Below are 24,893 nucleotides of genomic sequence, written 5' to 3' on the forward strand. Positions count from 1 at the left end.
ATCGAACACCATGACGATCGATCAGACCTGGAGCGCCCGTGTCCACACTCCTGTTCACCCTCGGACGCTGGTCGTTCCGTCACCCCTGGCGCGTGCTCACCGCATGGCTGCTGATCCTCGTCATCGCCGGCGGCGGTGCGGCACTGCTGAACAAGGGCACCGACAACTCCTTCTCGATCCCCGGAACCGAAGCGCAGGAGGGGCTGGAGCTGCTGAACCGCACCTTCCCCCAGGCGAGCGGCACGAGCGCGCAGCTGGTCGTCGTCGCCCCCGACGGCGAGAGCGTGCGCGATGAGCCCTTCTCCGGAGAGATCGCCGACACCGTGACGGCGTTCGGAGACCTCGGCGACGACGTCCTGGCCGTGACCGATCCGTTCGACCAGACCGTTTCCGGCCTGGTCTCGGAGGACGATCGGGCCGCGATCGTCCGCGTGCAGTTCGACGGCGAGGCGACCTCGGTCAGCGCCGAGACGAAGGACGCGCTCACCTCGGTGGCCGACCGGATGCGATCGGACCTCCCCGACGGCACGCAGATCGCCCTCGGCGGTGACCTGTTCTCGACCTCGATCCCGGCGTTGTCGATCGTCGAGGTCATCGGCGTGCTCGTCGCACTGTTCGTTCTCATCGTCACGTTCCGCTCGTTCGCGGTGTCGTGGTTCCCCCTGATCAGCGCCCTGATCGGCGTGGCTCTGGCGACGTCGATGATCTTCGTCGCCACCCAGTTCGCGTCGGTGTCGTCGACGACCCCGCTGCTGTCGGTCATGCTCGGCCTCGCCGTCGGCATCGACTACTCGCTGTTCATCGCCGCCCGCCACCAGGACCAGGTGCGGGCAGGCATGGACCCCGAGGAATCCGCCGCCCGTTCGACCGGAACCGCGGGATCATCCGTCGCGTTCGCCGGCATCACGGTGCTCATCGCGCTGATCGGCCTGAGCTTCGCCGGCATCCCGTTCCTCACGACGATGGGCATCGCCGCTGCCGTCGCCGTCGCGATCGCGGTCGTCGTGGCCGTCACCCTCACCCCCGCCCTGCTCGGATTCGCCGGGGCGCGTGTCGCCGGCTGGCCCCGCCGGACGAAGCGATCGCGGAAGCGGCCGGCCGCACCTCGCCGGTCGTTCTCGGAGCGCTGGGTGCGCGGCGTCACGCGGCATCCCCTCGTCACGACGATCGCGGTCGTCGTGGGGCTCGGCGTCGTCGCGATCCCGTCGGCGAGCCTGACCCTCGCCCTCCCGAACGCGGGCGTGCAGCCGCCATCGAGCGAGGCCCGGCAGGCGTACGACCTCACCGCCGAGCACTTCGGCCCCGGCGCGAACGGCCCGCTCATCATGACGGGCACCATCGTGACCTCGAACGACCCGCTGACCCTGATGCAGGACATCGGCGACGACATCGCGACCATCCCGGGCGTGAAAGAGGTGGCCCTCGCGACCCCCAACGAGACCGCCGACACGGGGCTCGTGCAGATCGTGCCCGAGACCGCACCCGACTCCCCCGAGACCGCCGACCTCGTGCGCGAGCTGCGCGCACAGCACGACCGATTGCTCGACGAGTACGGCGTCGACCTCAAGGTCACCGGGTTCACCGCGGTCGGCATCGACATCTCCGACCGGCTCGGCGAGGCGCTCCTGCCCTTCGGCGTGTTCGTCGTCGGGCTCTCCCTCATCCTGCTGACGATCGTGTTCCGGTCGATCTGGGTGCCGATCAAGGCTGCGCTGGGCTACCTGCTCTCGGTGCTCGCCGCCTTCGGCGTCGTCGCCGCCGTCTTCGAGTGGGGCTGGTTCGCCGACCTGCTCCACGTCACCCGCGAGGGGCCCGTGATCAGCTTCATGCCGATCATCCTCATGGGCGTCCTGTTCGGCCTCGCCATGGACTACGAGGTCTTCCTCGTCTCGCGGATGCGCGAGGACTACGTCCATGCCCGCCGAGACCGGGGTGGCCGCGCGGATCGCCTCACCGCCGTCGGGGCCGTCCGCTCCGGTTTCACCTCATCGGCGCGCGTCGTCACGGCCGCGGCGGTCATCATGTTCGCCGTCTTCGCCGCGTTCGTCCCCGAGGGCGACTCGTCGATCAAGCCGATCGCACTGGGGCTCGCCGTCGGCATCGCCGTCGACGCGTTCCTCATCCGCATGACACTCGTACCGGCCGTCATGGCGCTGCTCGGCGAGAAGGCCTGGTGGATGCCGCGCTGGCTCGACCGCATCCTCCCCCACTTCGACATCGAGGGCGAGGCCGTCGAACGCGAGCTGTCGCTGCGCGACTGGCCGGAGCGCAACACCTCCGCCGCCCTGGTCGGCGAGGATGTCGCCGTCCACGCCGACGACGACGGCCGCGCAGCGGTCTTCTCCGACGCGACCTTCCGCGTCGAGCCGGGCGAGTCGCTCGTCGTCTCCCACCCCGATCCCCGTGTCGGCCGCGCCTTCGCCCTCGCCGTCTCCGGGCGTCTGCGCGTCGACGGCGGGCTGCTCCGCGTCGGCGGGCACCTGCTGCCCGAGCGGGCGCCGTGGGTCCGCTCGCACGTCGGCCTCGCGCTGCTCGACGACACGACCGACCCGGTGGCCGAGCTGCGTCGCGCTACCGCCGGCGGCACGGCGATCGTCGTCGTCGACGGACTCGACGCCCTGACCGGCGCCGACCGCGACCAGGCCGCGGCGGTACTCCGCGACGCGGCATCCGACCTCGACGACCGTCACGCAGGCGCCGGCGCCCTCACCGTCGTCGCCGTCGTGCGGCGCGAGCTCGGCGTGCTCGACATCCTCGCCGAAGCGCACCGCCCCGCTCCCCACACCCTCCCCCTGCACGACGGTGCACCCGCGGCATCCGCGTCCGAACCGTCGCACCCGAACACCGAGGTGATCTCGTCATGACTCTGCCCATCGAGCGCGCCCGCTCGCGCAAGCCCGTCACCTGGCTCACGATCGTGGGCGTCATCCTGCTGCCCGTCCTCATCGGCGGCGTGCTGGTGGCAGCGCTCTACAACCCCGTCGAACGGCTCGGCAACATGCGGGCGGCCATCGTCAACGACGATCAGGCCGTCGAGATCAACGGTCAGCTCGCACCCCTCGGCCGGCAGTTGACCGCGGGTCTCGTCGCCGGGTCGGATGAGGTCCCGAGCAACCTCGACTGGGTCATCTCGAACGACGAGGACGCCCGGGCCGGGCTCGCCGACGGCACCTACGACGCTGTCGTGACGATCCCGAGCGGCTTCTCGGCGGCGGCCACCTCGACCGCCCCGGGCGGCACGCCGGAGAAGGCGACCATCCGGGTCGACACCGCCCCCGACAGCCTCGTCGTCGACGACGCCATCACGGCCCAGATCACGCAGGCGGCGACGTCGCTGATGGGCTCGCAGCTCTCGACGGTCTACCTCGAGAACGTGTTCCTCGGCTTCACAACGCTGGGGGATCAGCTCGGCGACGCCGCCTCGGGCGCGCGTCAGCTCGCCGATGGCGGACGGCAGGCGGCCGACGGCGCGACGCAGCTCGCCGACGGCGCGGGCCAGTTGGCGAGCGGCGCGGGAACCCTCGCGGACGGGGTCGGCCAGCTCGCGACCGGTGCCTCGCAGCTCTCCGACGGCGCCGCGGCGACCCAGACGGGCCTGACCACCTGGGCGCAGGGGGCACGCACCCTTGCGGGCGGGACCAACGAGTTCGCGACCCAGCTGTCGCAGTCGCTGAACGGGCTGAGCGTTCCCCAGATCCCCGCCGAGGCGGTCGCCGGGGCGCAGTACCTCGCCGAGAACTCCGACCGCATCGCCGGCGGGGTCACGCAGGCGGCCGACGAGCTCGCCGCGGTCTCGGCCAGCTGCGAGGCGAACGGCGGATCCGCGCAGGTCTGCGATGCCCTGCGCGCCGTCTCCGAGCGGACGCAGAGCGCACTCCCCGAGGTCACCGGCGTGATCGGCCAGTCCGGCCAGATCGCCGGACAGGTCTCGGGACTCGCCGCCTCGGCGCCCGAGCTGATCGCCGGCCTGCAGCAGGCCGCGGGCGCGGCGACACAGCTCGCGAACGGCATGACCGAGCTCGCCGACGGCGCCGACGCTCTCGCGGCGGGAGGCGGCCAGCTGGCCTCCGGCGCCTCAGCGCTCGCGACGGGCGCCTCCTCCGCCGCCGATGGTGCCGCGCAGCTCTCGTCCGGCGCCGACGAGCTGGCCGGCGGTGCGACCGACCTCGCTACCGGTGTCGGCACGGTCGCCGACGGCACGGGCACCCTTGCCGACGGCCTCGACACCGCGACGGCTGCGCTGCCGTCGTACACCGACCAGCAGGCGACCGACCTCGCGAGCGTCGTCGCGGCGCCGGTCGAGGCCGAGGGCCTGGGTGCCGAGCTGTTCGGAGCCTCGGCCATTCCGCTCCTCACGGGCCTGGCGCTGTGGCTCGGCGCGATCGGATCGTTCGTCGCGCTGCAGGCCGTACCCCGCGGCGCGCTGACCTCGCGGCGCCCCTCGTTCATGTTGACGCTCCGCGCCTTCGCGCCCGCCGCCGTGGTGGGACTCGTGCAGGGCGTGCTGGTCGCCGTCGTCGTGCAGCTCGCCGCTTCGTACGATCCATGGACGTGGGCCGCGTTCGCTGGGCTCTCCGCCCTCGCTGGTGTCGCCTTCGCCGCGGTGAACCAGGCTCTCGTGGCGCTGCTCGGCGGCGCGGGCCGATGGGTCGCGGCCGGTGTCGCCGTACTCGCGGTTGCCACGGGAGTCGTCTCGACCGTGCCGGGCGTGCTCTCGCAGATCGCGGGGCTGCTGCCGACGGCATCCGCCTACCAGGGCCTCCTCGCGGTGCTCACCTCGGCCGGAGGCGCCGGCGCCGCGATCGCGGGACTGCTCGTGTGGACGGCGATCTCGCTCGTGGTCACGGTGATCGTCACCGCCCGCGCGCGCACGACGTCGGTGCGTGCCGTGCTCAGCCCCGCCACCGCCTGACACCGCGCCCCGCCCCGCCCCGCCCCGCGCGGGGCGGGCGGGGGGATTCAGTTGGCAGTCCACGCCCCTTCGCGCCACAGGAATGGGCGCGTGCTGCCAACCGAAGCGAGGCCGCGCACCACCAGCAAGCCACAGGTGGCAGTTCACGCCCCTTCGCGCCGCGGGAATGGGCGCGCGCCGCCAACCGAAGCGAGGCCACGGACCACAAAGCTTCAGTTGGCAGTCCACGCCCCTTCGCGCCAGAGGAATGGGCGCGTGCTGCCGGGCGAGGCCGGGCCCGCGGCCCGGTGAGCTTCGGGCGGCGGGCCACTCACCCCACAGGAATGGCCAATCCGCCAGTCGAGGGCGGCCACCACACCAGCGCAAGGTTCAGGCGGCACTTCGCGCCCCTTCAGGACGCACGAGTGGGCCGACCCTGCCAACCGAAGCGAGGTCCCGCACCACCGGCATGGCACAGGTGGCAGTTCACGCCCCGTCCCGCGACAGGTACGGGCAGAACCCGCCAACCGAAGGCGCAGGCCGGGCGGCGGCCCCGAGGCTCAGCTCAGGCCGCTGTAGGCGTGCAGCCCCTTGAAGAACTGGTTGACGATGATGAAGTTGAACAGCACCGCCGAGAAGCCGACAATCGACAGCCAGGCGCTGCGGTTGCCGCGCCAGCCGCGCGTTGCGCGCGCGTGGATGTAGCCCGCATAGAGCACCCAGATGACGAAGGTCCACACTTCCTTCGTGTCGAAGCCCCAGTACCGGCCCCACGCATCGTTGGCCCAGATCGAACCGGCGATGAGGGTGAAGGTCCAGAAGATGAAGCCGATGATCGCGAACCGGTAGGCGAGCGACTCGAGAGCGTCAGCGCTCGGCAGCGTACGCAGGAAGCGCGCGCCGTCGCGCCGAGGAGCGGATGCCGCATCCCCGGCGTCTGCGCCTGCGCGGGCCAGGGCGCGTGCCTCGCGTCGCGCCTGCATGAGCTGCACGATCGACAGGGCGAACGCCAGCGCGAAGAAGGCCGACGCGAGCGAGGCGACGAAGACATGGATGACGAGCCAGATCGACTTCAGCGGGTCCGCGAGCGGCACCACCGCGACGTAGAAGTTGAGGACCGATCCGCCCAGCAGCACGACCGCGAGACCGGTGATGAAGGTGCCGAGGAACCGGAGGTCGTACCGGAAGAGCACGACGAGGTAGACCATCACCACGAGGAGCAGCCCGGTGAGGGCGAACTCGTACATGTTGGACCACGGCACCCGCTCGGCCGCGATGCCGCGGAGCACGGTGGCGCCGAGGTGGAAGAGGAACGCGATCCACGTCAGGGTCGTGCCCATGCGCGCCCACAGCAGGCGCGGCCGGTCGGCGGGGCGGGCGTTGAGCGCGAGCTCGGCCTGTGCCTCCGCGGCGCGGATCTCGCCGATCGTCTGCGAGCCGCCGGCACCGACCAGGACTGGAGCGGCGGCGGCCGCCGGGACGGAGTCCTTGGTCTTCAGCGCGAGGTCGGAACGACGAGCCAGATCGACCGCGTAGGCGATGAAGGCCAGCGCGTAGACAGCCACGGCTGTCCAGACGAGCAGGACCGAGACGGCATCCAACGACAGGTCTTCGGGCATGATCCTCAGTTTACGTCGGGCGCTTGCGCGCGGGCGGGGCGGGGACGGCGGGGACGCTCCGCCTCGGGCGGGACCTCGACCTCGTCGCGCCCGAGGGCGGCGAGGTGGCCGCGGGAGACGTCGGCGACCGCCTGCGCGATCGCGGGGTCCTCGCCGCGGGCGAGACCGGCGTACTCGAGGCGGATCGCGCCGTCGACCGGGGTCGCTTTGACCCACAGGCGCCGGCGCGGCACGAAGAGACCCGCGAGCAGACCGAGGGTCGCAAGAATCGCGAAGACGAGCACGAACGGCGCCCCCACGTCGCGGTGGATCGACAGCGAGACGTAGCGCTTGACCGCTGCCTCGGCGCCCGACGCGCGCTGGTCCTCGAAGGTCACGGTGCCGCGACCGCCGGGAAGGTCGACGGTCTGACCGGGTTCGAGCTCGAGCGACGCGACACCCGAGTCGCCGCCGGCGATCTGCTCCATGCCGGTCGGGTCGAGCGTGTACACCGAGCGGGGCGTGCCGTCGTCGATGCCGAGGTCGCCCTCGTAGACGCGGAAGGTCACGAGCGGGTTGGTGAGGTCGCCGTAGGCGGAGGCGATGGCGCCCGTCTCGAGCGTCGCAGCGGTCGGGTAGAAGAAGCCGGCGAACCCCAGCTGCTTCGGCATCCCGTCGGCGATCTTGACGACCCCGATCGAGGTCATGTTGTTGTCCTGCGGCAGGAACGGCACGTCCTCGCTGAACACGACCTCGCCTGCGGCGTCGCGGACGGTGATCGTCGGGGCGTAGCCGTTGCCCATCAGGTATACGCGGTCACCCTCGATCCCGTAGGGGTGATTGACCCGCACGTCGCCGTCGCGCGGCTCCTGCCCGGGCTCGGTCACCGTGAGGTGGGCGAGGAAGTCACCGGCCATCCCGTGCCCCGGTCCCCCGGTGAACGGGCCGTACGTCACGTCGAACTTGTCGAGGGTCAGCGAGTACGGGGGCATCTGGTCGGTGTCGACGAAGCGGCCCGGGTTGAACGAGGTGTAGCCGAGGCCGAGCGAGTTGACGAACGTGTCGCCCTCGACGATGACGGTCTGGCCCGTGTACGTCAGCCCACCGCCGATGCCCACCGAGATCAGCACGCCCACGAGCGCCCCGTGGAAGACGAGGTTGCCCGTCTCGCGCAGGTAGCCGCGCTCGGCGGAGACGGATGCCACGGGGCCCGAGTCGTAGCGCTCGACGCGGTAGCCCGACTTGCGCAGCTGTCGCTCAGCCTCGTCGACGGCCGCCGACGCCGCGGCCGCGGCATCCTCGTCCTCTCGCAGAGCGGCGCCGACCGTGCGGTGATCGGCCAGCCGGGACAGGCGCACGGGGGTGCGGGGCGGGCGCGACTTCAGTGCCTGCCAGTGGTGCTTGGTGCGGGGGATGACGCATCCGACGAGCGAGACGAACAGCAGGATGTAGATCGCCGAGAACCACACCGAGGTGTAGACGTCGAACAGCTGCAGCGCATCGAGGATCGGATACAGGTCGGGGTTGTCGGTGCGCCACTGCGTCACGCCGTTGGGGTCGGCGCTGCGCTGGGGCACGATCGATCCCGGAATGGCGGCGATCGCGAGCAGGAGCAGCAGCACGAGCGCCGTGCGCATGCTCGTCAGCTGCCGCCAGCCCCACCGCAGCCACCCGACGATCCCGAGCTGGGGCTGCGTGATCGTGCGATCACCATCCACGCCGCTGTCTTGCGGGGCGTCGGAGTGGTCTCCCGGTCGCAGCGGCGCCGAGGGATCGGCCTGGTCAGAGGAAGGTCGGGACACCGGCCACCACTCCTTGGAAGACGGACATGATCGTGGTCCAGACGCCGGTGACCATCAGCAGGCCGAGGACGACCAGCAGCGCTCCCCCGGCGATGTTCACGACGCGGATGTGCCGGCGCACGAAGGCCACCGAGCGGGTGGCCCAGCTCGCGCCCAGCGCCAGCAGGACGAAGGGGATGCCGAGTCCGAGCGAGTACGCGACGGCGAGAACCCCCGCGCGGGTGGGGTCTGCCTGGCTGAGGGCGATCGAGAGGATCGCGGCGAGGGTCGGACCGATGCAGGGCGCCCAGCCGATGCCCATCGCGATACCGAGCAGGGGCGCCCCGGCGATGCCGAGGTTCTGCCGCAGCTGCGGCCGGTAGATGCGCTGCGCGAAGCCGAACATGCCGACGAACACGAGCCCCAGGACGATCACGACGGCGCCGAGGACGCGCGTGATGACCTCCTGGTACTCGAAGAAGACGCGGCCGACCGTGCCCGCGAAGACGCCCATGGCGAGGAAGACCACGGTGAATCCCGCGATGAACAGTCCGACGCCGAGCAGCAGGCGTCCGCGGCCCGGCGCGGACGTCGGAGAATCCGTCGAGACGCGGACCGATCCCTCGGCATCCTCCGAGCTTCGCGCGATTCTCCGAGTTTCGTCGCGGCCGGCGCCCCGCCCCGCGGGCTCGCGCGGGGTGACCGCGCTGCCGAGGAAGCCGAGGTAGCCGGGAACGAGGGGCAGCACGCACGGCGAGAGGAACGACACCAGGCCCGCGAGCACGGCGATCGGCACCGCGAGCCACAGGGCTCCGCCGAAGACGATCTCGCCCGGGTTCACGACGATCCCGCGCCGGCGCCCGCCTTCGCGGCGTCCTCGACGAGGGTGCGCAGGATGCCGGCATCCCGCAGCTGTCCGACGATACGGGCGGCGACCCGCCCCTCGGTGTCGAGCACGAGCGTCGTGGGCGCCGCCTGGACCGATGCGGATGCCGCGAGCGCGAGCTTCAGCTCACCGTCGCCCTGCATGAGGAGAGACGGGTAGCTGATGCCGTAGTTCTGCTCGAAGGCCGACGCCTGCTCGGGTCCGTCGTAGATGTTGACGCCGAGGAACTCCGCGCCGACCTCCTGCGTGTCGGTGTAGACCTCTTCCAGCAGCGGCGCCTCGGCTCGGCACGGCCCGCACTGGGCGTACCAGAAGTTGAGGACGAGCGGCTTGCCGGCGTAGTCGGCGCTCGAGATCGTCGAGCCGTCGACGGCCGTTCCGGTGAACTCGATCGGGGCGCCGCGCTCGGCCTCGGGGATCTCCGTGGTCGTGCCGTCGCCCGAGATGAACCCCTTGTTGTCGCCGTCGCGGTACTGCCCCGCGAGGTCGTCGTTGGGGCTCGAGCAGGCGGCGAGCCCTGCCGCGAGCCCGAGGGCGAGGACGGCGGCCACGAGGCGGCGCTTCATCAGACGGCTCCTACATCGACGGCACCCGCGGTGGAGGCGGGCTCGGCATACGCGACCTCGCGCCACGCGGCGCGCTCTCCCCCGTCGTCGAGCTCGAAGCTCGTGACGCTCGAGAGGGCGCACCGGCGCCGACGGGGGTCATGGCGCAGCGGCTCCCCCGCGATCGCGAGGTGGGTGATCCAGATCGGCAGCTGGTGCGAGACGATCACGACGTCGCCCGAATCCGTCGCGTCCCACAGATCGCGCATCGCGGCATCCATGCGCGCGACGATCTCGAGGTAGGGCTCTCCCCAGCTCGGCGTGGCGGGGGTGCGCAGGTGCCACCAGTTCCAGGGGTTGACGAGGGCGTTGCGCATGCGACGGCCCTCGAAGACGTTGTGCGGCTCGATGACCCGCTCGTCGATGACGGGGTCGAGACCGAAGAGCTCGGTGAACGGCTCCGACGACTCGCGTGTGCGCTGCAGTGGCGACGACATCAAGGCGGTGACGGGCCGGCCGAGCGACGACACGTACTCGGCAGCGGAGCGCGCCATGCGCCGGCCGTCCTCGCTCAGTCCGAAGTGCGGCAGCCGTCCGTAGAGCACGCGCCGGGGGTTGTGGACCTCACCGTGGCGCACGAGATGGAGACGGGCTGCGGGCACGGTCTCCAGTCTACGGCGGCGGCTCCTATGCGGACCCTGAGCGCTCGGGTGCCGTGCCCGGGCCCGAGGAGCGGCCTCGCCGCAGCTCGCGCACACGGGAGACGATGAACCAGACGACGAGCACCGCGACGACGATGATCACGATCGTCTGGAAGATCTCGGCGTACTGCTCGACGATGTGCCAGTTCTCGCCGAGGAGGAAGCCCGCCATCACGAAGATGGAGTTCCAGATGAGACTGCCCGCCGTCGTGAGCAGGCCGAACTTCCACCAGTGCATCCGCGCGACGCCGGCCGGAATCGAGATGAGGCTCCGGAACAGCGGCACCATCCGGCCGAAGAACACCGCGATCGATCCGTGCTTCTCGAACCAGTGGACCGACCGGACCACGTCGTCGCCGGTCACCAGCGGCATCCGATCGGCGATCCGGCGCAGGCGATCCGCGCCCAGCCAGCGGCCGAGGAGATACAGGATGAAGGCGCCGGCGACCGATCCGAAGGTGGTCCACAGGATCGCCTCCGCGAGCGTGAACGACCCCCGCGACGCCGCCAGCCCGGCCATCGGGAGCACGACCTCGCTGGGGATCGGCGGGAAGAGGTTGTCCATCCCGACGGCGATCGCAGCGCCGGCCGGCCCGATCGTGTCCATCAGCGACACGGTCCAGTCGGCGAGCGTGGTCAGCCACGACCCGCCCTCATCGGCGGTGGCAGCCGACGCGTGCGCGGAGGCGGTGCGGGTCATGACGGTCATCGGGTGCCTTCGCGCTCGGTGATCGGATGCCCGGCCGGGCCCCGCGGACAGCCTAGGGCCGCGACGTCGGAGATTGCTGGACGCGTAGACTCTCCCCTCGTGAGTGAACGCGTTCTCGTCCAGCAGCTGCAGGCCCGCCCCGACGGCCCCGTTTCGGTGTCCGGATGGGTCGAGACCGTCCGCGATCAGAAGAAGGTGCAGTTCGTCATCCTCCGCGATGAGACCGGTGCCGTGCAGCTGGTCAACCCCGCCACCCGACCGGCGGAAGACGGCAGCGAGCAGGATGCCGCGGCCCTCGCCCTCACCGACCTGATCTCGAACCTCTCGACCGGCACCTTCCTCACGGTCACGGGCGCGCTCAAGCACGACGAGCGCGTCAAGCTCGGCGGCGTCGAGATCAAGATCGGCGCCCTCGACATCGCTGCCGCGGCCCTCCCCGAGACGCCCATCGCCGCCGACTCCGGTCTCGACAAGCGCATGGACTGGCGATTCCTCGACCTGCGCCAGCGCCGCAACAACCTGATCTTCCGCGTGCAGACGACGCTCGAGCACGCCATGCGCACGTACTGGATCGAGCGCGACTACATCGAGATCCACTCCCCCAAGCTCATGGCCTCGGCATCCGAGTCGGCCGCAGAGCTGTTCGAGGTGCCCTACTTCGAGGACAAGACCGCGTATCTCGCTCAGAGCCCGCAGTTCTTCAAGCAGATGGCGCAGTCCGCGGGCTTCGGGAAGATCTTCGAGATCGGCGACGTCTTCCGCGCCGACCCGTCCTTCACCTCGCGGCACGCGACCGAGTTCACCTCGATCGACGCCGAGATCAGCTGGATCGACTCGCACGAGGACGTCGCCGCGATGCAGGAGGAGCTCCTGCAGTTCGCGTTCCAGGCCGTCAAGGACAAGCACGGCGACGAGATCGCCGAGCTGTTCGGCGTCGAGGTCCAGGTTCCCCAGACCCCGTTCCCGCGGATCCCCCTCGCCGAGGCCCGCGAGATCGTCGCGGCACGCGGATACGACATCCCGCGCACCGATGGCGACCTCGACCCCGAGGGCGAGCGCCAGATCTCGGCGCACGTGCTCGAGACGTACGGACACCAGTTCGTCTTCATCACCGACTATCACCCCGAGATCCGCGCCTTCTACCACATGCGCGACGAGGAGACCGGGCTGACGAAGTCGTACGACCTGCTCTTCAACGGCGTCGAGATCACCACCGGGGCGCAGCGCGAGCACCGCGTCGACGTCCTGATCGAGCAGGCCAAGGAGAAGGGGCTCGATCCCGAGCACCTCGACTTCTACCTCGACTTCTTCCGGTACGGCGCCCCGCCGCACGGCGGATTCGGGATGGGCCTCGCGCGCGTGCTGATGCTGCTGCTCGGCGAGTCGTCCATCCGCGAGGTCACCTACCTCTTCCGCGGCCCCACGCGTCTGGCCCCGTAACACACCACCCCGCACACCCGGCAAGCCTTCAGGCGCCGCCGGCCGACGCCCGTATCGTGGCTTCTCCGCTGACGAGAGGAGCAAGACGTATGTGGGACGGCTGGATGGAGTTCGGCATCGCCGTGCTGGTGGGACTCGCGGTCGCGGCGGTGATCGCGGTGGTCGCTCACGTCGCGCTGCGCATCGCCGCACGACGGCAGCGCTGGCCCGAGGTGCTCGGCCGCCGCTCGCGCACGCCGTTCCGTTCGCTGCTCGTCGCCATCGTGCTGTGGGCGGCCGTGCAGACCGCGTTCCCCGATGAGCTGTGGCGGTCGGTGCTCGGGCAGATCCTGACGATCGCCATCATCGCCGCGAGCGCCTGGCTGCTCGCATCCCTCGTGCTCGTCGTCACCGACGTCGCGCTCGGCCGCTACCGCATCGACGTGCCCGACAATCGCGTCGCCCGCCGCATCCGTACGCAGATGCTGATCGTGCGCCGCCTCGCTGTCGCGATCATCATCGTGATCGGCATCGGGGCGGTGCTGCTCACGTTCGACTCCGTGCGCGCGGTCGGGGCGAGCGTCCTGGCCTCAGCCGGTATCGCGTCGGTGGTCGCGGGCCTTGCCGCGCAGTCCGTGCTCGCGAACGTCTTCGCGGGCCTTCAGATCGTCTTCAGCGATGCTCTGCGGGTCGACGACGTCGTGGTGGCCGACGGCGAGTGGGGCCGCGTCGGCGAGATCACCCTCAGCTACGTCGTCCTCGACCTCTGGGACGACCGTCGTCTCGTCCTCCCGTGCACCTACTTCACGACGACGCCGTTCGAGAACTGGACCCGGCGCGGCTCAGAGCTGCTGGGCGCCGTCGAGATGGACCTCGACTGGAACGTCTCCCCCGCCGCGATGCGCACCCACCTGCACGACGTGCTCGAGAAGACCGACCTCTGGGATCGCCGGACCTCGGTGCTGCAGGTGACCGATGCCGTCGCCGGTTACGTGCGGGTGCGCATCCTCGTCACCGCGAAGGACGCCCCGACCCTCTTCGACCTGCGCTGCCTCGTGCGCGAGGCGATGGTCACGTGGGTGCAGCGCACGATGCCGCAGGCCGTTCCGGTGCAGCGGATCGTGATGTCGGATGCCGCGACCCCGGGCCACGGCAGCGACCACCACATCACGCACGACCCCACACCGACCAACGACGGGCTCTTCACCGGCAGCGCCGAGGCCGAGCGCCGGGCGAGCACGTTCACCAATGCGATCCCGGTGGTCGTGACGGACGACCTCGCCGAGCGCGATCGGCGCGACTGACGCGTGCGCCACCGCGCGCGGCCGAGGCTCGGCTCAGACCTCGAAGTCGACCGAGATGCGGCTCGCGACGACGCCGCGGACGAACGCCGCGACCTCCTGGTGAGCCGGGTGCACCTGGTACTCCTCGAGACCGGCGACATCGTCGAAGTCGGCGACGAGGGCGACGTCGCCGTTCACATCGGCGTAAGCGCTGTTCGGGCCGATGCTCAGGGAGCGGATCGAGGGGACGACACCGACGAGCCCTCGGATGCGGCGTGCCACCTCGGCGGCGTGCTCGGCTCGGGTCTCGGCGTCTTCGGCGGCGAGCTTCCAGGCGACGACGTGGCGGATGGTCATGCGGACTCCTCGGTCGGGGTCGGGGTTTCGTCGGTCAGCGCGGCGCGCAGCCGGTCGGCGGAAACACGCCAGTGCGCGTGGAGGCGGTCGTCGATCAACACGACGGGGATCTTCTCCCACCACTGCTCGAAGAGCGCCGGGTCGTCGAAGATCGACCTCTCGACGACCTCGACCTCAGCGTCGCCGGGCAGGTCGGCCACGACCGTGTCGACGATCTCGCGGGCGACGTCGCAGAGGTGGCAGCCGGGCTTGGAGATGAGCGTCAGCGTGGACATCGGTGGCGCGGCGCTCTCAGCGCTCGAGCTCGAAACCGCGCGACGCCCATTCGCCGGTGCCTCCGGTGACGTTCGTCGCATCGTAGCCGCGCGCCTCGAGGGCGGCGACGACCTGCGCCGATCGTCCGCCGGCCTGGCAGATGACGTCGAAGGCGCCGTCGGGCAGCTCGCCGATGCGGTCGCCGAGCTGCGACATCGGGATGCTGATCGCGCCGGGAACACGTCCCGCGGCGAACTCGTGATCCTCGCGCACGTCGATGAGGGGGATGTCGCGGCCCGCGCGGAGCTCGTCGATGGTGATGGATTTCATGCTCGTTCCTCCACGTTCAGCCTAGGCCGCGGCGCGGCGGGGCGGCCGCATCCGGAAAGCACGAAGCGCCCCTCGGCCGGAGCCGAACGGGGCGCTCAGTGACGTCGCCGCGACTTACTTCTTGTTGCGGCGCTGGTGGCGAGTCTTGCGAAGCAGCTTGCGGTGCTTCTTCTTCGCCATGCGCTTGCGGCGCTTCTTGATGACAGAACCCACGGAAAACCTCACTATGTCAGGGTCTGGACGCATCTCGTCTGCGTCCGGGAACAGGCACCTCGCGAAAAATGCCTCGGATCAGTCTAGCCGACGTCGGCGATCGGCCGTTGCACGACGTCGCGCACCGCCGACTCGGGGACGCGATAGCTGCGGCCGAAGCGCACGGCGGGCAGCTCGCCGGAATGCACGAGGCGATACACCGTCATCTTCGACACCCGCATGATCTCGGCCACCTCCGCGACAGTGAGGAAGCGCACATCGGGCAGCTCGGCCATCGTCATCCCTTTCCCCGGATGCGAACACTCTAGGGGTCGGGCGCGACGCGTGTAAACCGGAGTGACGCCTGTTGCTCCGCCGAAGCGAGGGCTCTGGGCTCAGCGTCCGGACCGCTTGCCGAACACGCTCGTGACGGCGTGCTTCGCGGATGCCGCAGCCCGGCCGACCAGCTCGGCCGCAGCGACCGCCTGCTCGGGCAGCGCGGCGACGGGCTCGGCGTCGTAGGCCTCGGACGAGAGGAAGGGGACGAGCCAGTCGTCGACGACATCGAGCGGCTCGGGAGACAGGCTGTAGTAGCGGTGCTGCCCCTCCTCCCGCACGGTGACGAGCTCGGCCCCGCGCAGCACCTTCAGGTGCTTCGAGATCGTCGGCTGGCTCACGCCGAGCTCGCTCACGATCTGCGAGACGCTCGTCCCGGACGAGCGCGGATCGGAGTCCCGATCGAGCAAGAGCCTCAGGATGTCCCGACGGGTACCGTCGGCGATCACGTCGAAGATGTCCGCCATGCCATCAGGTTAGTCGGCGCGCACGCCCGAGTACCATGACATCGGCACCGACCTACCGCGGCGCCGGGAGCAACAGCTGCGATCGTGGGGAGGAACACGCATGGCGGACAGGTCCGTCGGCGCGGTCATCCTCAGCCGCCTCCGCGGCTTCGGGCGCAGCGCGTGGGATGCCGGTCGTGATCTCGCGACCGCCTCCCCGTCACGGTTCGCGGTTCTGATCTTCTCGACGCTGATCCTCGTCTTCACGACGCTGTTCTCCCTGCCGGCGGCATCCGCATCGGGCCGGGCCACGCCGTTCGCCGACGCGCTGTTCACCGCGGTGTCGACGATCTGCGTCGCGGGGCTCGCGACCGTCGACATGGCCACGCACTGGTCGCCGTTCGGCCACGTCCTCATCTACATCGGCGTCAACGTCGGCGCGCTCGGCGTGCTGACCCTCGCGTCGATCCTGGGACTCGTGATCTCCAAGCGCCTCGGCCTGCGCGCGAAGCTCATCGCCGCCGGCGACAGCAATCCGATGCGCGCACACGGCGGTCCCGTCAACGAAGGTCAAGCCGTCCGCCTCGGCGAGGTCGGCTTGCTGCTGCGCACCGTCGCGCTGTCGACGCTCGTCATCGAGGCGGGCCTGGCGATCCTGCTGTACCCCTCGCTGCTTTTCGGCGGCGTCGACCCGCTCACCGCACTGTGGGAGGCGCCGTACTACGCGGCGATGGCCTTCACCAACACCGGCTTCTCGCCGAACGCGGAGGGTCTGCAGCCGTTCGCGCAGGACTACGTCATGCTCACGGTGCTCATGGCCGGGGTGTTCCTGGGCTCCATCGGCTTCCCCGTGATCTTCACGCTCTGGCGCCACCAGTGGCACGTGCGCGCGTGGTCGCTGCACGCCAAGCTCACAATCATCACGACGATCATCCTGTTCTTCACGGGCGCCGGAGTCTTCCTGCTCCTCGAGTACGACAACCCGGCGACCTTCGGGTCGATGGAGGCGTGGGACACCACGTTCCAGGCCTTCTTCATCTCGGCGATGACCCGGTCGGGGGGCTTCTCCATCATCGACATCGGCGAGATGCACGGCTCGTCGCTCATCGTCGGATCGATGCTCATGTTCGTCGGCGGCGGCTCGGCCTCGACCGCCGGCGGCATCAAGGTCACGACCCTCGCCGTGCTCGCCCTCGCCGTGTGGTCCGAGGCGAAGGGACGCCCGTCGGTGCAGGTGTTCCGCCGCCGCATCCCCAGCGACGTCCAGCGCGTCGCCCTCTCGGTCGTCGCGTGGAGCGCCACGATCGTCGCGATCGGCACCGTCACGATCGCCCAGATCACGAAAGCTCCCGTCGACGAAGTGCTGTTCGACGTGATCTCCGGCTTCGCGACCGTCGGGCTGTCGACAGGCTTGACGGCCGAACTGCCCGACCCGGCGGTGTACGTCATGGCCCTCGTCATGTTCATGGGACGCGTTGGTACAGTGACTCTCGCTGCAGCGGTGGCCGCGGCATCCCGTTCGCAGTTGTACGCCCTGCCCGTCGAAAGGCCGATCGTTGGTTGAGCAGATACGAAGCGACGCTCCCGTCCTGGTCATCGGGCTGGGCCGTTTCGGCGCCGCCTGCGCGGGCGAGCTCGACCGCCTCGACCGCGAGGTGCTCGCGATCGACGACAACCTCGAGCTCGTCCAGAAGTGGTCGGAGCGCGTCACGCACGCCGTGCAGACCGACGCCCGCAACCTCGACGCGCTCAAGCAGATCGGGGCGCAGGACTTCCAGGTCGCCGTCGTGGCGGTCGGCTCGTCGATCGAGGCGTCCGTGCTCATCACCGCGAACCTCGTCGATCTGAAGGTGCCGCAGATCTGGGCGAAGGCCGTGTCGCAGTCGCACGGCAAGATCCTCGCCCGCGTCGGCGCCAACCACGTCGTGTATCCCGAGCGCGAGGCCGGCGAGCGCGTCGCGCACCTCGTCAGCGGGCGCATGCTCGACTTCATCCGCTTCGACGACGACTTCGTGCTGGCGAAGATGTACCCGCCGAAGTTCATCCGCGGCGTCGGCCTCAACGAGTCCGGCGTGCGAACGAAGTACCGCGTCACGGTCGTCGGCGTGAAGAGCCCCGGCAAGCCGTTCCGCTACGCCGAGGCGAACACGGTCGTCACCAATCACGACCTCATCATCGTCTCGGGCACGAACTCCGACATCGAGCGCTTCGCCTCGCTCGACCGCTGACCCGGCACCCCCGCGTCGAGGTCCCCATTCGGCCGGTTATGCGGGCCGCATACCCGGCCCAAGTGAGACCTCGGATGGCGCTCCGGGGGGCCGGGGGTCGGGGTCAGGCTCCGGCGGCGAGCTCGCGGGCGCGTGCGAGCGCGGCGTCGGTCGCGCGAGCGAAGACGTCGTCGAGGCGGGCCTCCTGCAGCACGGCGATCGCCCGCTCGGTGGTGCCCTTCGGGCTCGTGACGCGCCGCCGCAGCTCGGCCGGGTCCTCCCCCGAGGCGTCGAGCAGGGCGGCCGCACCGATGAACGTCTGCTCGGCCATCACCCGCGCCTCCGCCTCGGCGAAGCCCTTGCCCACCGCAGCCCGCGTGAGTTCCTCGATCAGCAGGAAGACGTAGGCGGGGCCCGAGCCTGAGATCGTCGACAGGGCGTCGATCTGCTCCTCCGGCACCTCGACGACGACGCCGCACGTCTCGAAGAGCGCGCGCACGGTCGCCCGGTGCGCATCGGATGCCGCGGGGCCGGCGGCCAGTCCCGTGACGGCCTTCCCGACGACGGCGGGGGTGTTGGGCATCGATCGGATGACCGCGACGTCCGACCCCAGGATGCCGGCGAACGTGTCGATCGTGACGCCCGCGGCGAGGCTCACCACCACCGCCCCCGGGCGCAGCACCGGCGCGATCTCGCGCAGCAGGTCGGGCACCATCGCGGGCTTGACGCCGATCAGGACCACATCGGCCGCGGCCGCGGCATCCGTGTTGCCCGTGGGTGTGTTTGCGAGCGCGACGCTCGTCACTCCCGGCAGGTCGGCGAGGGCGGCAGCCTTCTCGGCGGTGCGGTTGGTGACGGTCACTCCTCCGGCGGCGGCGCCGGAGGCCACCAGGCCCGAGAGCACCGCACCCCCCATCGAACCGGCTCCGAGGATGGCGATCGGGGGCAGGGCGACGACGTCGGGCATGCGGCCATCTTAAGTCCGGCCGTTTCCCAGCGGAGGGAACGGGCGCGAGGTAGAGTCGAAGCGTCCGCGGGCGCGGAGGCGCTCGCCGCGCAGAGCAGAGCGAAGGATCCCGCCATGCCCCTCTTCGACGGCATCACGCCACGCACCATCGAGACGTCGCGCCTGGCGGTGAACATCCTCGAACGCGCCGCAGACGACCCCGAGACCCCGGCCGACCGCACGCTCGTGCTGCTTCACACGGCTCCCGGGTCGAGCCTGTTCTGGCAGGAGATCATCGAAGACCTGCCGAGCGACGTTCGCCCGATCGCCATCGACCTCCGCGGCTTCGGTGACACCGAACGGCTCCCGGTCGACGCGACGCGCGGCGTCCGCGACTTCTCCGACGATGTGCGGGCGACGCTCGAGGCTCTGGGCCTCGACGCCGTGCACCTCGTGGGCTGGGGCCTGGGAGCCGCGGTCGCGATGCAGTACGCCCTCGATCACCGGGTGCTCTCGCTCAGCCTGCTCTCACCCGTCTCGCCCTACGGCTTCGGCGGCACGCGGCTCGACGGCACGCGCCTGACCGACGACGACGCCGGGTGCGGTGCAGGCACGATCAGCCCGACACTCGTCGACCGTCTCACCGCTCGCGACGCCGGCGACGACGAGGGCACCGCCCGTTCGTTCTTCCGCACGTCGTTCGTCTCGCCCGACTACGAGTCCGACAACGAAGACACGTGGGTCGAGGCGATGCTCACGACGTCGACGGCCGAGGGGAACTACCCCGGCGACAGCGTCCCGAGCCAGAACTGGCCGGGCTTCGCCGCAGGTGGGCTCGGCACGCAGAACGCCCTCGCACCGGGGCACTTCGACGTCTCGGCGATCGTCGACCTCGCGGCGGGCTACGACGCGCCTCCGATCCTGTGGGTGCGCGGCGGTGCGGACGTCATCGTCGCGGACGGCTCGTTCGCCGACAGCGGTCACCTCGGTGAGATCGGCGCGATCCCGGGTTGGCCGGGTGTGGAAGCCGCGCCGGCTCAGCAGATGGTCGCGCAGACGCGCGCCGTCTTCGAGCGGTACCGCGAGGCGGGCGGTCAGGTGACCGAGGTCGTCATCGAAGGCGTCGGGCACGCCGTGCACCTCGAACGCCCGGGCAAGGTCCGCACCGCGATCCTCTCGACGATGGGCTACCTCGGCACGCCCATCTCACCGGCTCCCCCGACCGAGGCGATCATCCTCAGCTCCTGGGACTGACCGGCCCTGGCGCCGTCGCAGTCGCAGCCGACCTCACCGCTGCTGCGCGAAGAACGTGCGCAGCAGCGCCGACGAGTCCGCGGACCGCACCCCGGCGACGACCTCCGCGCGCACGGGAAGCCGGCGGTCGCGCACGAGGTCGTACTGCGAACCGGCGGCTCCGGCTTTGTCGTCCCACGCGCCGAAGACGAGTCGCGAGACGTGCGCCTGCAGCATCGCGCCCGCACACATGACGCAGGGCTCGAGCGTCACGGTGAGGGTGCAGCCGGCCAGGTTCCACGACCCGGTCGCGGCCGCCGCGGCGCGCAGCGCGACCACCTCGGCGTGAGCCGTCGGGTCGCCGGTCGCCTCGCGGAGGTTCCGTCCCTCGCCGATCACCGCGCCCGCGGCATCGGTCACGACCGCACCCACGGGGATGTCGCCGGCTGCGGCAGCCGCTTCCGCGAGCTGGAGGGCCAGCGTCATGCTGCGGATGTCGTCAGCGGATGCCGTCAGGGTCACGGCACCAGCGTAGAGCCGAGGAGATGCGGACCGTCCGCGTAGGATCATCACATGCGTGTTCACGTCGCCGACCACCCCCTCATCACCCACAAGCTCTCGGTCCTGCGCGACAAGAACACCACCTCGCCGGTGTTCCGCCAGCTCACCGAAGAGCTCGTCACCCTGCTCGCGTACGAGGCCACCCGGAACGTCCGCACCGAGCAGGTCGAGATCGAGACCCCGGTCACCCGGACGACGGGCCTCGCGATCGCCAAGCCGCGTCCCCTCGTCGTGCCGATCCTGCGCGCCGGGCTGGGCATGCTCGAGGGCATGACCAAGCTCCTCCCGACCGCCGAGGTGGGCTTCCTCGGGATGGCGCGCAACGAGGTGACGTTCGAGCCCACCACGTACGCCGAGCGCCTGCCCGACGACCTCAGCGACCGCCAGTGCTTCGTGCTCGACCCGATGCTCGCCACGGGCGGGTCGCTCGGCGCCGCGATCGACTTCATCTTCAAGCGCGGTGCGCAGGACGTCACCGCGATCTGCATCCTCGGCGCTCCCGAGGGGCTCGCCGCCATCGAGAAGCAGGTCGGCGACCGCGACGTGACCCTCGTCCTGGGCTCGCTCGACGAGCGTCTCGACGAGCGCGGCTACATCGTGCCCGGGCTCGGCGACGCCGGCGACCGCCTCTACGGCACCGTCGACTGACCCGCGAGCCGCGCGCTTCAGACCGCCCCGACGAGGCGAGCGAACGCGCTCATCCGCGCGACCCCCTCGGGCGTGCGCGGCAGATCGTCGAGGATGCCGGTGCCGTAGACGATGTACGCCGTGTGCTGCGCTCGTGAGACGGCGACGTTGAGGCGATTCTGCAGCAGCAGGAACTCCAGCCCTCGCGGTGCGTCGCGTCCCGAGGATGCCGCGAGCGACACGATCGCCACGGCGGCCTCCTGGCCCTGGAAGCGGTCGACCGTTCCCACCGGTACCTCGGTGTAGCCCGCTGCGGCGAGCGCTTCTTCTACGAGCACCTGCTGGGCGTTGTAGGGGGTGACCACAATGATGTCGCGCTGGTCGAGCGGACGCGGCGCGGCCGTCGGATCGGGCAGCCACGTGCGGCCGAGGAGATCGGCGACCAGGCGCACGACGGCCTCCGCCTCCTCGGGCGAGGCGGTCGCATTGCGCCGATGCGCGACCGGTACGGGCACGACGCCCGGGGCTACGCCCTCGAGCACCCGGTCCGCGGTCGAGACGTGCGCGGCGAGACGTCCGTCATAGGCCAGCACCGAGACCGGCTCGGCGACCTCCGGCCGCATGCGCCGGGTCTCGGCCAGGAAGAACCCGCGGTCGGCGGGAATGACGTGAGCGCCGTCCATGATCCAGCCGAGAGCGGATGTGTCGACCGGCTCGGGGTGTGTGCCCTGGCTGACCTGCGGCAGCTGCTGCGGGTCGCCCAGCAGGAGGAGCCGTGATGCCGCGACGGACACCGCGATCGTCGAGGCGAGCGAGAACTGACCGGCCTCGTCGATCACGAGCAGGTCGAGGCTGCCGCGCGGGATGCGGCCCGCGTGAGTGAGATCCCACGCGGTGCCGCCGATGACGTAGCCGTCGGGACGGGTCGCGGTGAATTCGGCGACCCCGTTCTTCGGGATGACGGTGAAGGCCTCGTCACCGCTCGGCTCGCCCTTCACCGCCTTGGCGATCTTCTCGCGGGGCACGCCCGCCGCCGCGATGCGATCGAGCATGTTCTCGACGACGGCGTGCGACTGCGCGACGACACCGACGCGGAATCCGCGCTCGCTGACCAGACGCGCCACGACGTGCGACCCCACATAGGTCTTGCCCGTTCCGGGAGGGCCCTGGACGGCGAGATAGCTGCGGTCGAGGTCGAGGATGGCGCGCGAGATGTCCGCGACGGGGTCGGACCCGTCGCCCGGTAAACCGCCGGAGAACGTTCGCGGCGGGCGGCGCAGCAGCAGGTCGGTTGCGGGATCGGCGGGAAGCTCGGGCGCGGTATGGATCACCCCGTCTGCCCACGCGTCGATCGCCGCCTGCTGGCTGCCCGCGGGCGGCGGCGCCGCGGGGGTCAGCGCGATCGGCAGCTCGGACCACATGTAGGCCCCCGCGGCGAGCTCCTCGACGATCGCGCCGTCATCGAGCACCTCGACGACCCGAACGCGCCGGTCGGCGTGGATGAAGCGCGGCCGCGGTTCGGTCGGGAACGGCGCGGGCGACTCGTAGATCGCGAAGGGCGACGAATCGACGCTCAGCCGCGTGCCCGGCGCGACCTCGCCGCGAAGCTCGAGGATGCGCCGGTCGGTCCGGGCACCCTCGGGGCGATGCCAGTCCTCGAGCACCCGGCTGCGCTCCGACGCGACGGCGACGACGTCACGGGTGTCTTCCCACATCGAGAGCGGTTCGCGCAGACGGAGGAAGTGCGTGGCCCAGAACGACTTCGCCTCGCGCGGGTAGTAGTCGATCGCCGCTGCCCCGAGCCGGAGCGCAACGACTGCCGGAGCCTCCGCACCGGCGGGGTCGTCGGTGGCAGCGGCATCCGCGAGCCGTGAGAGCGCCGTCGCCCGCGGCGACGGCTCGTAAGCGCGCTCTTCGGGCTCGACGTCGGCCGACGGGCGGAGCTGCGCCTCGCGCGCCCGGTCGACGAGCCAGTCGCGCAGCCGCCGCGTCGACACGCAGTCGTAGCGGTTGTAGTCGGCGAGGTCGGCGAGGATCGCGGCGGCGCCGTCTGCGTCACCCGCCTCGGCGAGCGCACGCGCCTCGACGTACCGGACGATCGAGTCGTCGCCCTTCTGGACGTCGCTCGTGCGGACCTCGGCGCCCATGTAGAGCGGCTCGAGCTTCTTGATCGAGTACGAGCGCGAGCCCACCCGAAGCGCCCGGCGGACGATCGGGTACAGGTCGACGAAGACACCGTCGCGCAGGAGTCGGTCGACCTCCGCTTCGCCGACGCCGTAGCGCGCGGCCATCGCGAGGAGATGCGTCGGCTCGTACGGCGCGTAGTGATAGATGTGCATCGCGGGGTGGGCGGCCCGCTGCACGGCGACGAACTCGAGGAAGGTCTGGAACGCCGCCTTCTCCTCGTCGAACGTGTGGGCCCACAGCGCGGAGTACTGCTCGCGCAGGTCGACCCACCCGAACAGGTAGTCGATGCCCCAGTGGCGACCCGCGCCCTCGGTGTAGAGCGGGTCTCCCTCGAAATCGAAGAACAGGTCGCCGAGGTCTGGCCGGGGAAGCGCGCCGAGTGCCCGCGGGAAGACGACCTCATAGGTCGGCAGGGGCGCAGCGCTCGGGCCGTCCTCGGTATCACCCTGGAGCGTGGCCGTGACGCCGCCCGCGGGACTCTCGAGCTGCAGCCGCGCCTGGGTGCGGAGCCCCGTGAACGTGTCCCACGACATCCGGCCCGGCGCCTCGCGCGCTGCCGCGAGCTCGTCGATCGTGGTGACGCCGGAGGCCCGCAGCCGCTCGCGCTGGATCGGCCGCATCCCGGCGACGAGCAGCAGGTCGCGCGCAGCGACGACCTCGAGGTCGCACGTCGCGCAGCGTCCGCAGGCCGCGATCCGCAGATCTCCGCGGTCGTCGCCCCACGCGATGGCCTCCCCCGCCGCACCTGCGGCGACATCACGATCGGCGATGAGGGAGCGCAGGCGCTCGCGGCGCAGGGCGAACACGGGCGCGATGTCGGCCCGGGCATGCCGCGACACCGTGCCGTCGCCGAGCAGCAGCTCGACGTGATCGGCCACGCGCGCACCCTCGCGATCGAGCTGGACGGCATACGCTTCGAGCTGCATCAGCGCGGTGACCCGGGCGTGACGGGCGAGCTTGGTGTCCTGCACGACCCACCGGTCGTCCTCGTCGCGCAGCAAAAAGTCGGCGAACCCGACGAAGTCGGTATCGGCGAACGCGGCCTGGTAGATCACCCGCGCATCCGATGCGAGAGCCTCGCGCGTGAGCGCGACCGCCCGCGCCAGGCCCGCGGCATCCGATGACCGCGTCTCGGGGATCTCGGTGACACGATCACCGAACTCGGCGCGGTACGCCGCGAGCTGACGTTCTTCGTGCCGGTCGCCCAGACGGCCGGCCCGTTCGAGCGTCGGGTCGTCGGGCTCGTCGACGGCGGCGACGCGTCCGAGCTTGGCGTCGATCGCGCGCAGCCACGCGAACTCGCACTCGGCCGCGGCCTTGAGGTCGCTCGCGCTCCAGACGATCCGGCCTTCGTCCTCGATGTATCGCATGATCCCCTTCCGTTCAATGACCCTAACCGCGGG

Annotated in this window: 23 protein-coding genes; 8 read left to right on the top strand and 15 right to left on the bottom strand. The window is 70.8% G+C overall.

Going from position 1 to position 24,893, the window contains the following annotated elements:
* Positions 1–38 precede the first annotated feature (38 nt).
* A complete protein-coding gene (locus tag MTS1_RS05600; protein WP_023952203.1) occupies positions 39–2,864 on the top strand; it encodes an MMPL family transporter in 2,826 nt (941 codons plus the stop codon).
* Positions 2,861–4,912, top strand: coding sequence for a YhgE/Pip family protein (locus tag MTS1_RS05605; RefSeq protein WP_023952204.1), 2,052 nt, complete (start codon positions 2,861–2,863; stop codon positions 4,910–4,912). The genes MTS1_RS05600 and MTS1_RS05605 overlap by 4 nt, the downstream gene beginning before the upstream one ends.
* Positions 4,913–5,451: 539 nt before the next feature.
* On the opposite strand, the gene ccsB is transcribed toward MTS1_RS05605, so the two are convergent.
* From ccsB to MTS1_RS05635, 6 genes are read right to left on the bottom strand one after another with little or no spacing between them, the layout of a single operon-like run.
* Complete coding sequence (ccsB, locus tag MTS1_RS05610; RefSeq protein WP_023952205.1) at positions 5,452–6,510, bottom strand: c-type cytochrome biogenesis protein CcsB; 1,059 nt, start codon at positions 6,508–6,510, stop codon at positions 5,452–5,454.
* A 5-nt stretch (positions 6,511–6,515) separates the two neighbouring features.
* The gene (locus MTS1_RS05615) at positions 6,516–8,291 is read right to left on the bottom strand and encodes a cytochrome c biogenesis protein ResB (protein WP_023952206.1); all 1,776 of its coding nucleotides are present in this window, start codon (positions 8,289–8,291) and stop codon (positions 6,516–6,518) included.
* Entirely contained in the window at positions 8,272–9,111 is an 840-nt protein-coding gene (locus MTS1_RS05620; RefSeq protein WP_023952208.1) for a cytochrome c biogenesis CcdA family protein, read from the bottom strand. Before MTS1_RS05620 ends, MTS1_RS05615 begins: the two co-directional genes overlap by 20 nt.
* On the bottom strand, positions 9,108–9,722 hold the full coding sequence (locus MTS1_RS05625; protein ID WP_023952210.1) for a TlpA disulfide reductase family protein: 615 nt from the start codon (positions 9,720–9,722) through the stop codon (positions 9,108–9,110). The genes MTS1_RS05620 and MTS1_RS05625 overlap by 4 nt, the downstream gene beginning before the upstream one ends.
* Complete coding sequence (locus tag MTS1_RS05630) at positions 9,722–10,363, bottom strand: histidine phosphatase family protein (protein ID WP_023952212.1); 642 nt, start codon at positions 10,361–10,363, stop codon at positions 9,722–9,724. The genes MTS1_RS05625 and MTS1_RS05630 overlap by 1 nt, the downstream gene beginning before the upstream one ends.
* Positions 10,364–10,388: 25 nt before the next feature.
* A complete protein-coding gene (locus MTS1_RS05635; protein ID WP_023952214.1) occupies positions 10,389–11,111 on the bottom strand; it encodes a DedA family protein in 723 nt (240 codons plus the stop codon).
* Between the two features lie 99 nt (positions 11,112–11,210).
* Here MTS1_RS05635 and aspS point away from each other — a divergent pair, with 99 nt between their 5' ends.
* Together aspS and MTS1_RS05645 are read left to right on the top strand one after the other, a co-directional pair.
* The gene (aspS, locus tag MTS1_RS05640) at positions 11,211–12,551 is read left to right on the top strand and encodes an aspartate--tRNA(Asn) ligase (protein ID WP_023952216.1); all 1,341 of its coding nucleotides are present in this window, start codon (positions 11,211–11,213) and stop codon (positions 12,549–12,551) included.
* Positions 12,552–12,640: 89 nt separating this feature from the next.
* Entirely contained in the window at positions 12,641–13,834 is a 1,194-nt protein-coding gene (locus MTS1_RS05645; protein WP_023952219.1) for a mechanosensitive ion channel family protein, read from the top strand.
* Positions 13,835–13,867: 33 nt separating this feature from the next.
* Here MTS1_RS05645 and MTS1_RS05650 read toward each other — a convergent pair whose 3' ends face one another.
* From MTS1_RS05650 to MTS1_RS05670, 6 genes are all read right to left on the bottom strand, one after another.
* Complete coding sequence (locus MTS1_RS05650; protein ID WP_023952221.1) at positions 13,868–14,170, bottom strand: Dabb family protein; 303 nt, start codon at positions 14,168–14,170, stop codon at positions 13,868–13,870.
* A complete protein-coding gene (locus tag MTS1_RS05655) occupies positions 14,167–14,445 on the bottom strand; it encodes a glutaredoxin family protein (RefSeq protein WP_023952223.1) in 279 nt (92 codons plus the stop codon). Before MTS1_RS05655 ends, MTS1_RS05650 begins: the two co-directional genes overlap by 4 nt.
* Before the next feature lie 16 nt (positions 14,446–14,461).
* Positions 14,462–14,755, bottom strand: a complete 294-nt coding sequence (locus MTS1_RS05660) for a rhodanese-like domain-containing protein (protein ID WP_023952225.1) — start codon at positions 14,753–14,755, stop codon at positions 14,462–14,464.
* Positions 14,756–14,869: 114 nt separating this feature from the next.
* Positions 14,870–14,968, bottom strand: coding sequence for a 30S ribosomal protein bS22 (locus MTS1_RS16250; protein ID WP_003792170.1), 99 nt, complete (start codon positions 14,966–14,968; stop codon positions 14,870–14,872).
* Between the two features lie 83 nt (positions 14,969–15,051).
* A complete protein-coding gene (locus tag MTS1_RS05665; protein ID WP_023952227.1) occupies positions 15,052–15,243 on the bottom strand; it encodes a helix-turn-helix domain-containing protein in 192 nt (63 codons plus the stop codon).
* A 99-nt stretch (positions 15,244–15,342) separates the two neighbouring features.
* A complete protein-coding gene (locus MTS1_RS05670; RefSeq protein ID WP_023952229.1) occupies positions 15,343–15,750 on the bottom strand; it encodes a helix-turn-helix transcriptional regulator in 408 nt (135 codons plus the stop codon).
* Positions 15,751–15,850: 100 nt separating this feature from the next.
* On the opposite strand from MTS1_RS05670, the gene MTS1_RS05675 reads away from it, so the two are divergent.
* Entirely contained in the window at positions 15,851–17,293 is a 1,443-nt protein-coding gene (locus MTS1_RS05675) for a TrkH family potassium uptake protein (RefSeq protein WP_023952230.1), read from the top strand.
* Positions 17,286–17,957 carry a TrkA family potassium uptake protein gene (locus MTS1_RS05680; protein WP_023952231.1) on the top strand — a complete coding sequence of 224 codons (672 nt, stop codon included), beginning with the start codon at positions 17,286–17,288 and terminating at the stop codon, positions 17,955–17,957. The genes MTS1_RS05675 and MTS1_RS05680 overlap by 8 nt, the downstream gene beginning before the upstream one ends.
* A gap of 103 nt (positions 17,958–18,060) precedes the next feature.
* Here the strand turns inward: MTS1_RS05680 and proC are convergent, their stop codons facing one another.
* A complete protein-coding gene (gene proC, locus MTS1_RS05685; RefSeq protein WP_023952232.1) occupies positions 18,061–18,903 on the bottom strand; it encodes a pyrroline-5-carboxylate reductase in 843 nt (280 codons plus the stop codon).
* Between the two features lie 114 nt (positions 18,904–19,017).
* On the opposite strand from proC, the gene MTS1_RS05690 reads away from it, so the two are divergent.
* Positions 19,018–20,136: an alpha/beta fold hydrolase gene (locus MTS1_RS05690; RefSeq protein WP_023952233.1), complete on the top strand. Its 1,119-nt coding sequence runs from the start codon at positions 19,018–19,020 to the stop codon at positions 20,134–20,136.
* Positions 20,137–20,169: 33 nt separating this feature from the next.
* On the opposite strand, the gene MTS1_RS05695 is transcribed toward MTS1_RS05690, so the two are convergent.
* Positions 20,170–20,601, bottom strand: coding sequence for a nucleoside deaminase (locus MTS1_RS05695; RefSeq protein ID WP_036305091.1), 432 nt, complete (start codon positions 20,599–20,601; stop codon positions 20,170–20,172).
* Positions 20,602–20,688: 87 nt separating this feature from the next.
* Here MTS1_RS05695 and upp point away from each other — a divergent pair, with 87 nt between their 5' ends.
* Positions 20,689–21,324 (top strand): uracil phosphoribosyltransferase, encoded by a 636-nt coding sequence (gene upp, locus MTS1_RS05700; protein WP_023952235.1) that lies wholly within the window; start codon positions 20,689–20,691, stop codon positions 21,322–21,324.
* A gap of 17 nt (positions 21,325–21,341) precedes the next feature.
* On the opposite strand, the gene MTS1_RS05705 is transcribed toward upp, so the two are convergent.
* Positions 21,342–24,860 carry a bifunctional RecB family nuclease/DEAD/DEAH box helicase gene (locus MTS1_RS05705; protein ID WP_036304659.1) on the bottom strand — a complete coding sequence of 1,173 codons (3,519 nt, stop codon included), beginning with the start codon at positions 24,858–24,860 and terminating at the stop codon, positions 21,342–21,344.
* Between the last annotated feature and the right edge of the window lie 33 nt (positions 24,861–24,893).

It is taken from the genome of Microbacterium sp. TS-1 (genome assembly GCF_000509385.1).
GTDB classification, from domain to species: Bacteria; Actinomycetota; Actinomycetes; order Actinomycetales; family Microbacteriaceae; genus Microbacterium; species Microbacterium arborescens.

Excerpts from the sequence above, each read along its gene's own strand:
- MTS1_RS05605 (WP_023952204.1), top strand. The coding sequence starts at position 2,861 with ATGACTCTGCCCATCGAGCGCGCCCGCTCGCGCAAGCCCGTCACCTGG.
- ccsB (WP_023952205.1), bottom strand. The coding sequence starts at position 6,510 with ATGCCCGAAGACCTGTCGTTGGATGCCGTCTCGGTCCTGCTCGTCTGG.
- MTS1_RS05625 (WP_023952210.1), bottom strand. The coding sequence starts at position 9,722 with ATGAAGCGCCGCCTCGTGGCCGCCGTCCTCGCCCTCGGGCTCGCGGCA.
- MTS1_RS05635 (WP_023952214.1), bottom strand. The coding sequence starts at position 11,111 with ATGACCGTCATGACCCGCACCGCCTCCGCGCACGCGTCGGCTGCCACC.
- MTS1_RS05645 (WP_023952219.1), top strand. The coding sequence starts at position 12,641 with ATGTGGGACGGCTGGATGGAGTTCGGCATCGCCGTGCTGGTGGGACTC.
- MTS1_RS05650 (WP_023952221.1), bottom strand. The coding sequence starts at position 14,170 with ATGACCATCCGCCACGTCGTCGCCTGGAAGCTCGCCGCCGAAGACGCC.
- MTS1_RS05655 (WP_023952223.1), bottom strand. The coding sequence starts at position 14,445 with ATGTCCACGCTGACGCTCATCTCCAAGCCCGGCTGCCACCTCTGCGAC.
- MTS1_RS05660 (WP_023952225.1), bottom strand. The coding sequence starts at position 14,755 with ATGAAATCCATCACCATCGACGAGCTCCGCGCGGGCCGCGACATCCCC.
- MTS1_RS05665 (WP_023952227.1), bottom strand. The coding sequence starts at position 15,243 with ATGGCCGAGCTGCCCGATGTGCGCTTCCTCACTGTCGCGGAGGTGGCC.
- MTS1_RS05670 (WP_023952229.1), bottom strand. The coding sequence starts at position 15,750 with ATGGCGGACATCTTCGACGTGATCGCCGACGGTACCCGTCGGGACATC.
- MTS1_RS05675 (WP_023952230.1), top strand. The coding sequence starts at position 15,851 with ATGGCGGACAGGTCCGTCGGCGCGGTCATCCTCAGCCGCCTCCGCGGC.
- proC (WP_023952232.1), bottom strand. The coding sequence starts at position 18,903 with ATGCCCGACGTCGTCGCCCTGCCCCCGATCGCCATCCTCGGAGCCGGT.
- MTS1_RS05690 (WP_023952233.1), top strand. The coding sequence starts at position 19,018 with ATGCCCCTCTTCGACGGCATCACGCCACGCACCATCGAGACGTCGCGC.
- MTS1_RS05695 (WP_036305091.1), bottom strand. The coding sequence starts at position 20,601 with ATGACGCTGGCCCTCCAGCTCGCGGAAGCGGCTGCCGCAGCCGGCGAC.
- upp (WP_023952235.1), top strand. The coding sequence starts at position 20,689 with ATGCGTGTTCACGTCGCCGACCACCCCCTCATCACCCACAAGCTCTCG.
- MTS1_RS05705 (WP_036304659.1), bottom strand. The coding sequence starts at position 24,860 with ATGCGATACATCGAGGACGAAGGCCGGATCGTCTGGAGCGCGAGCGAC.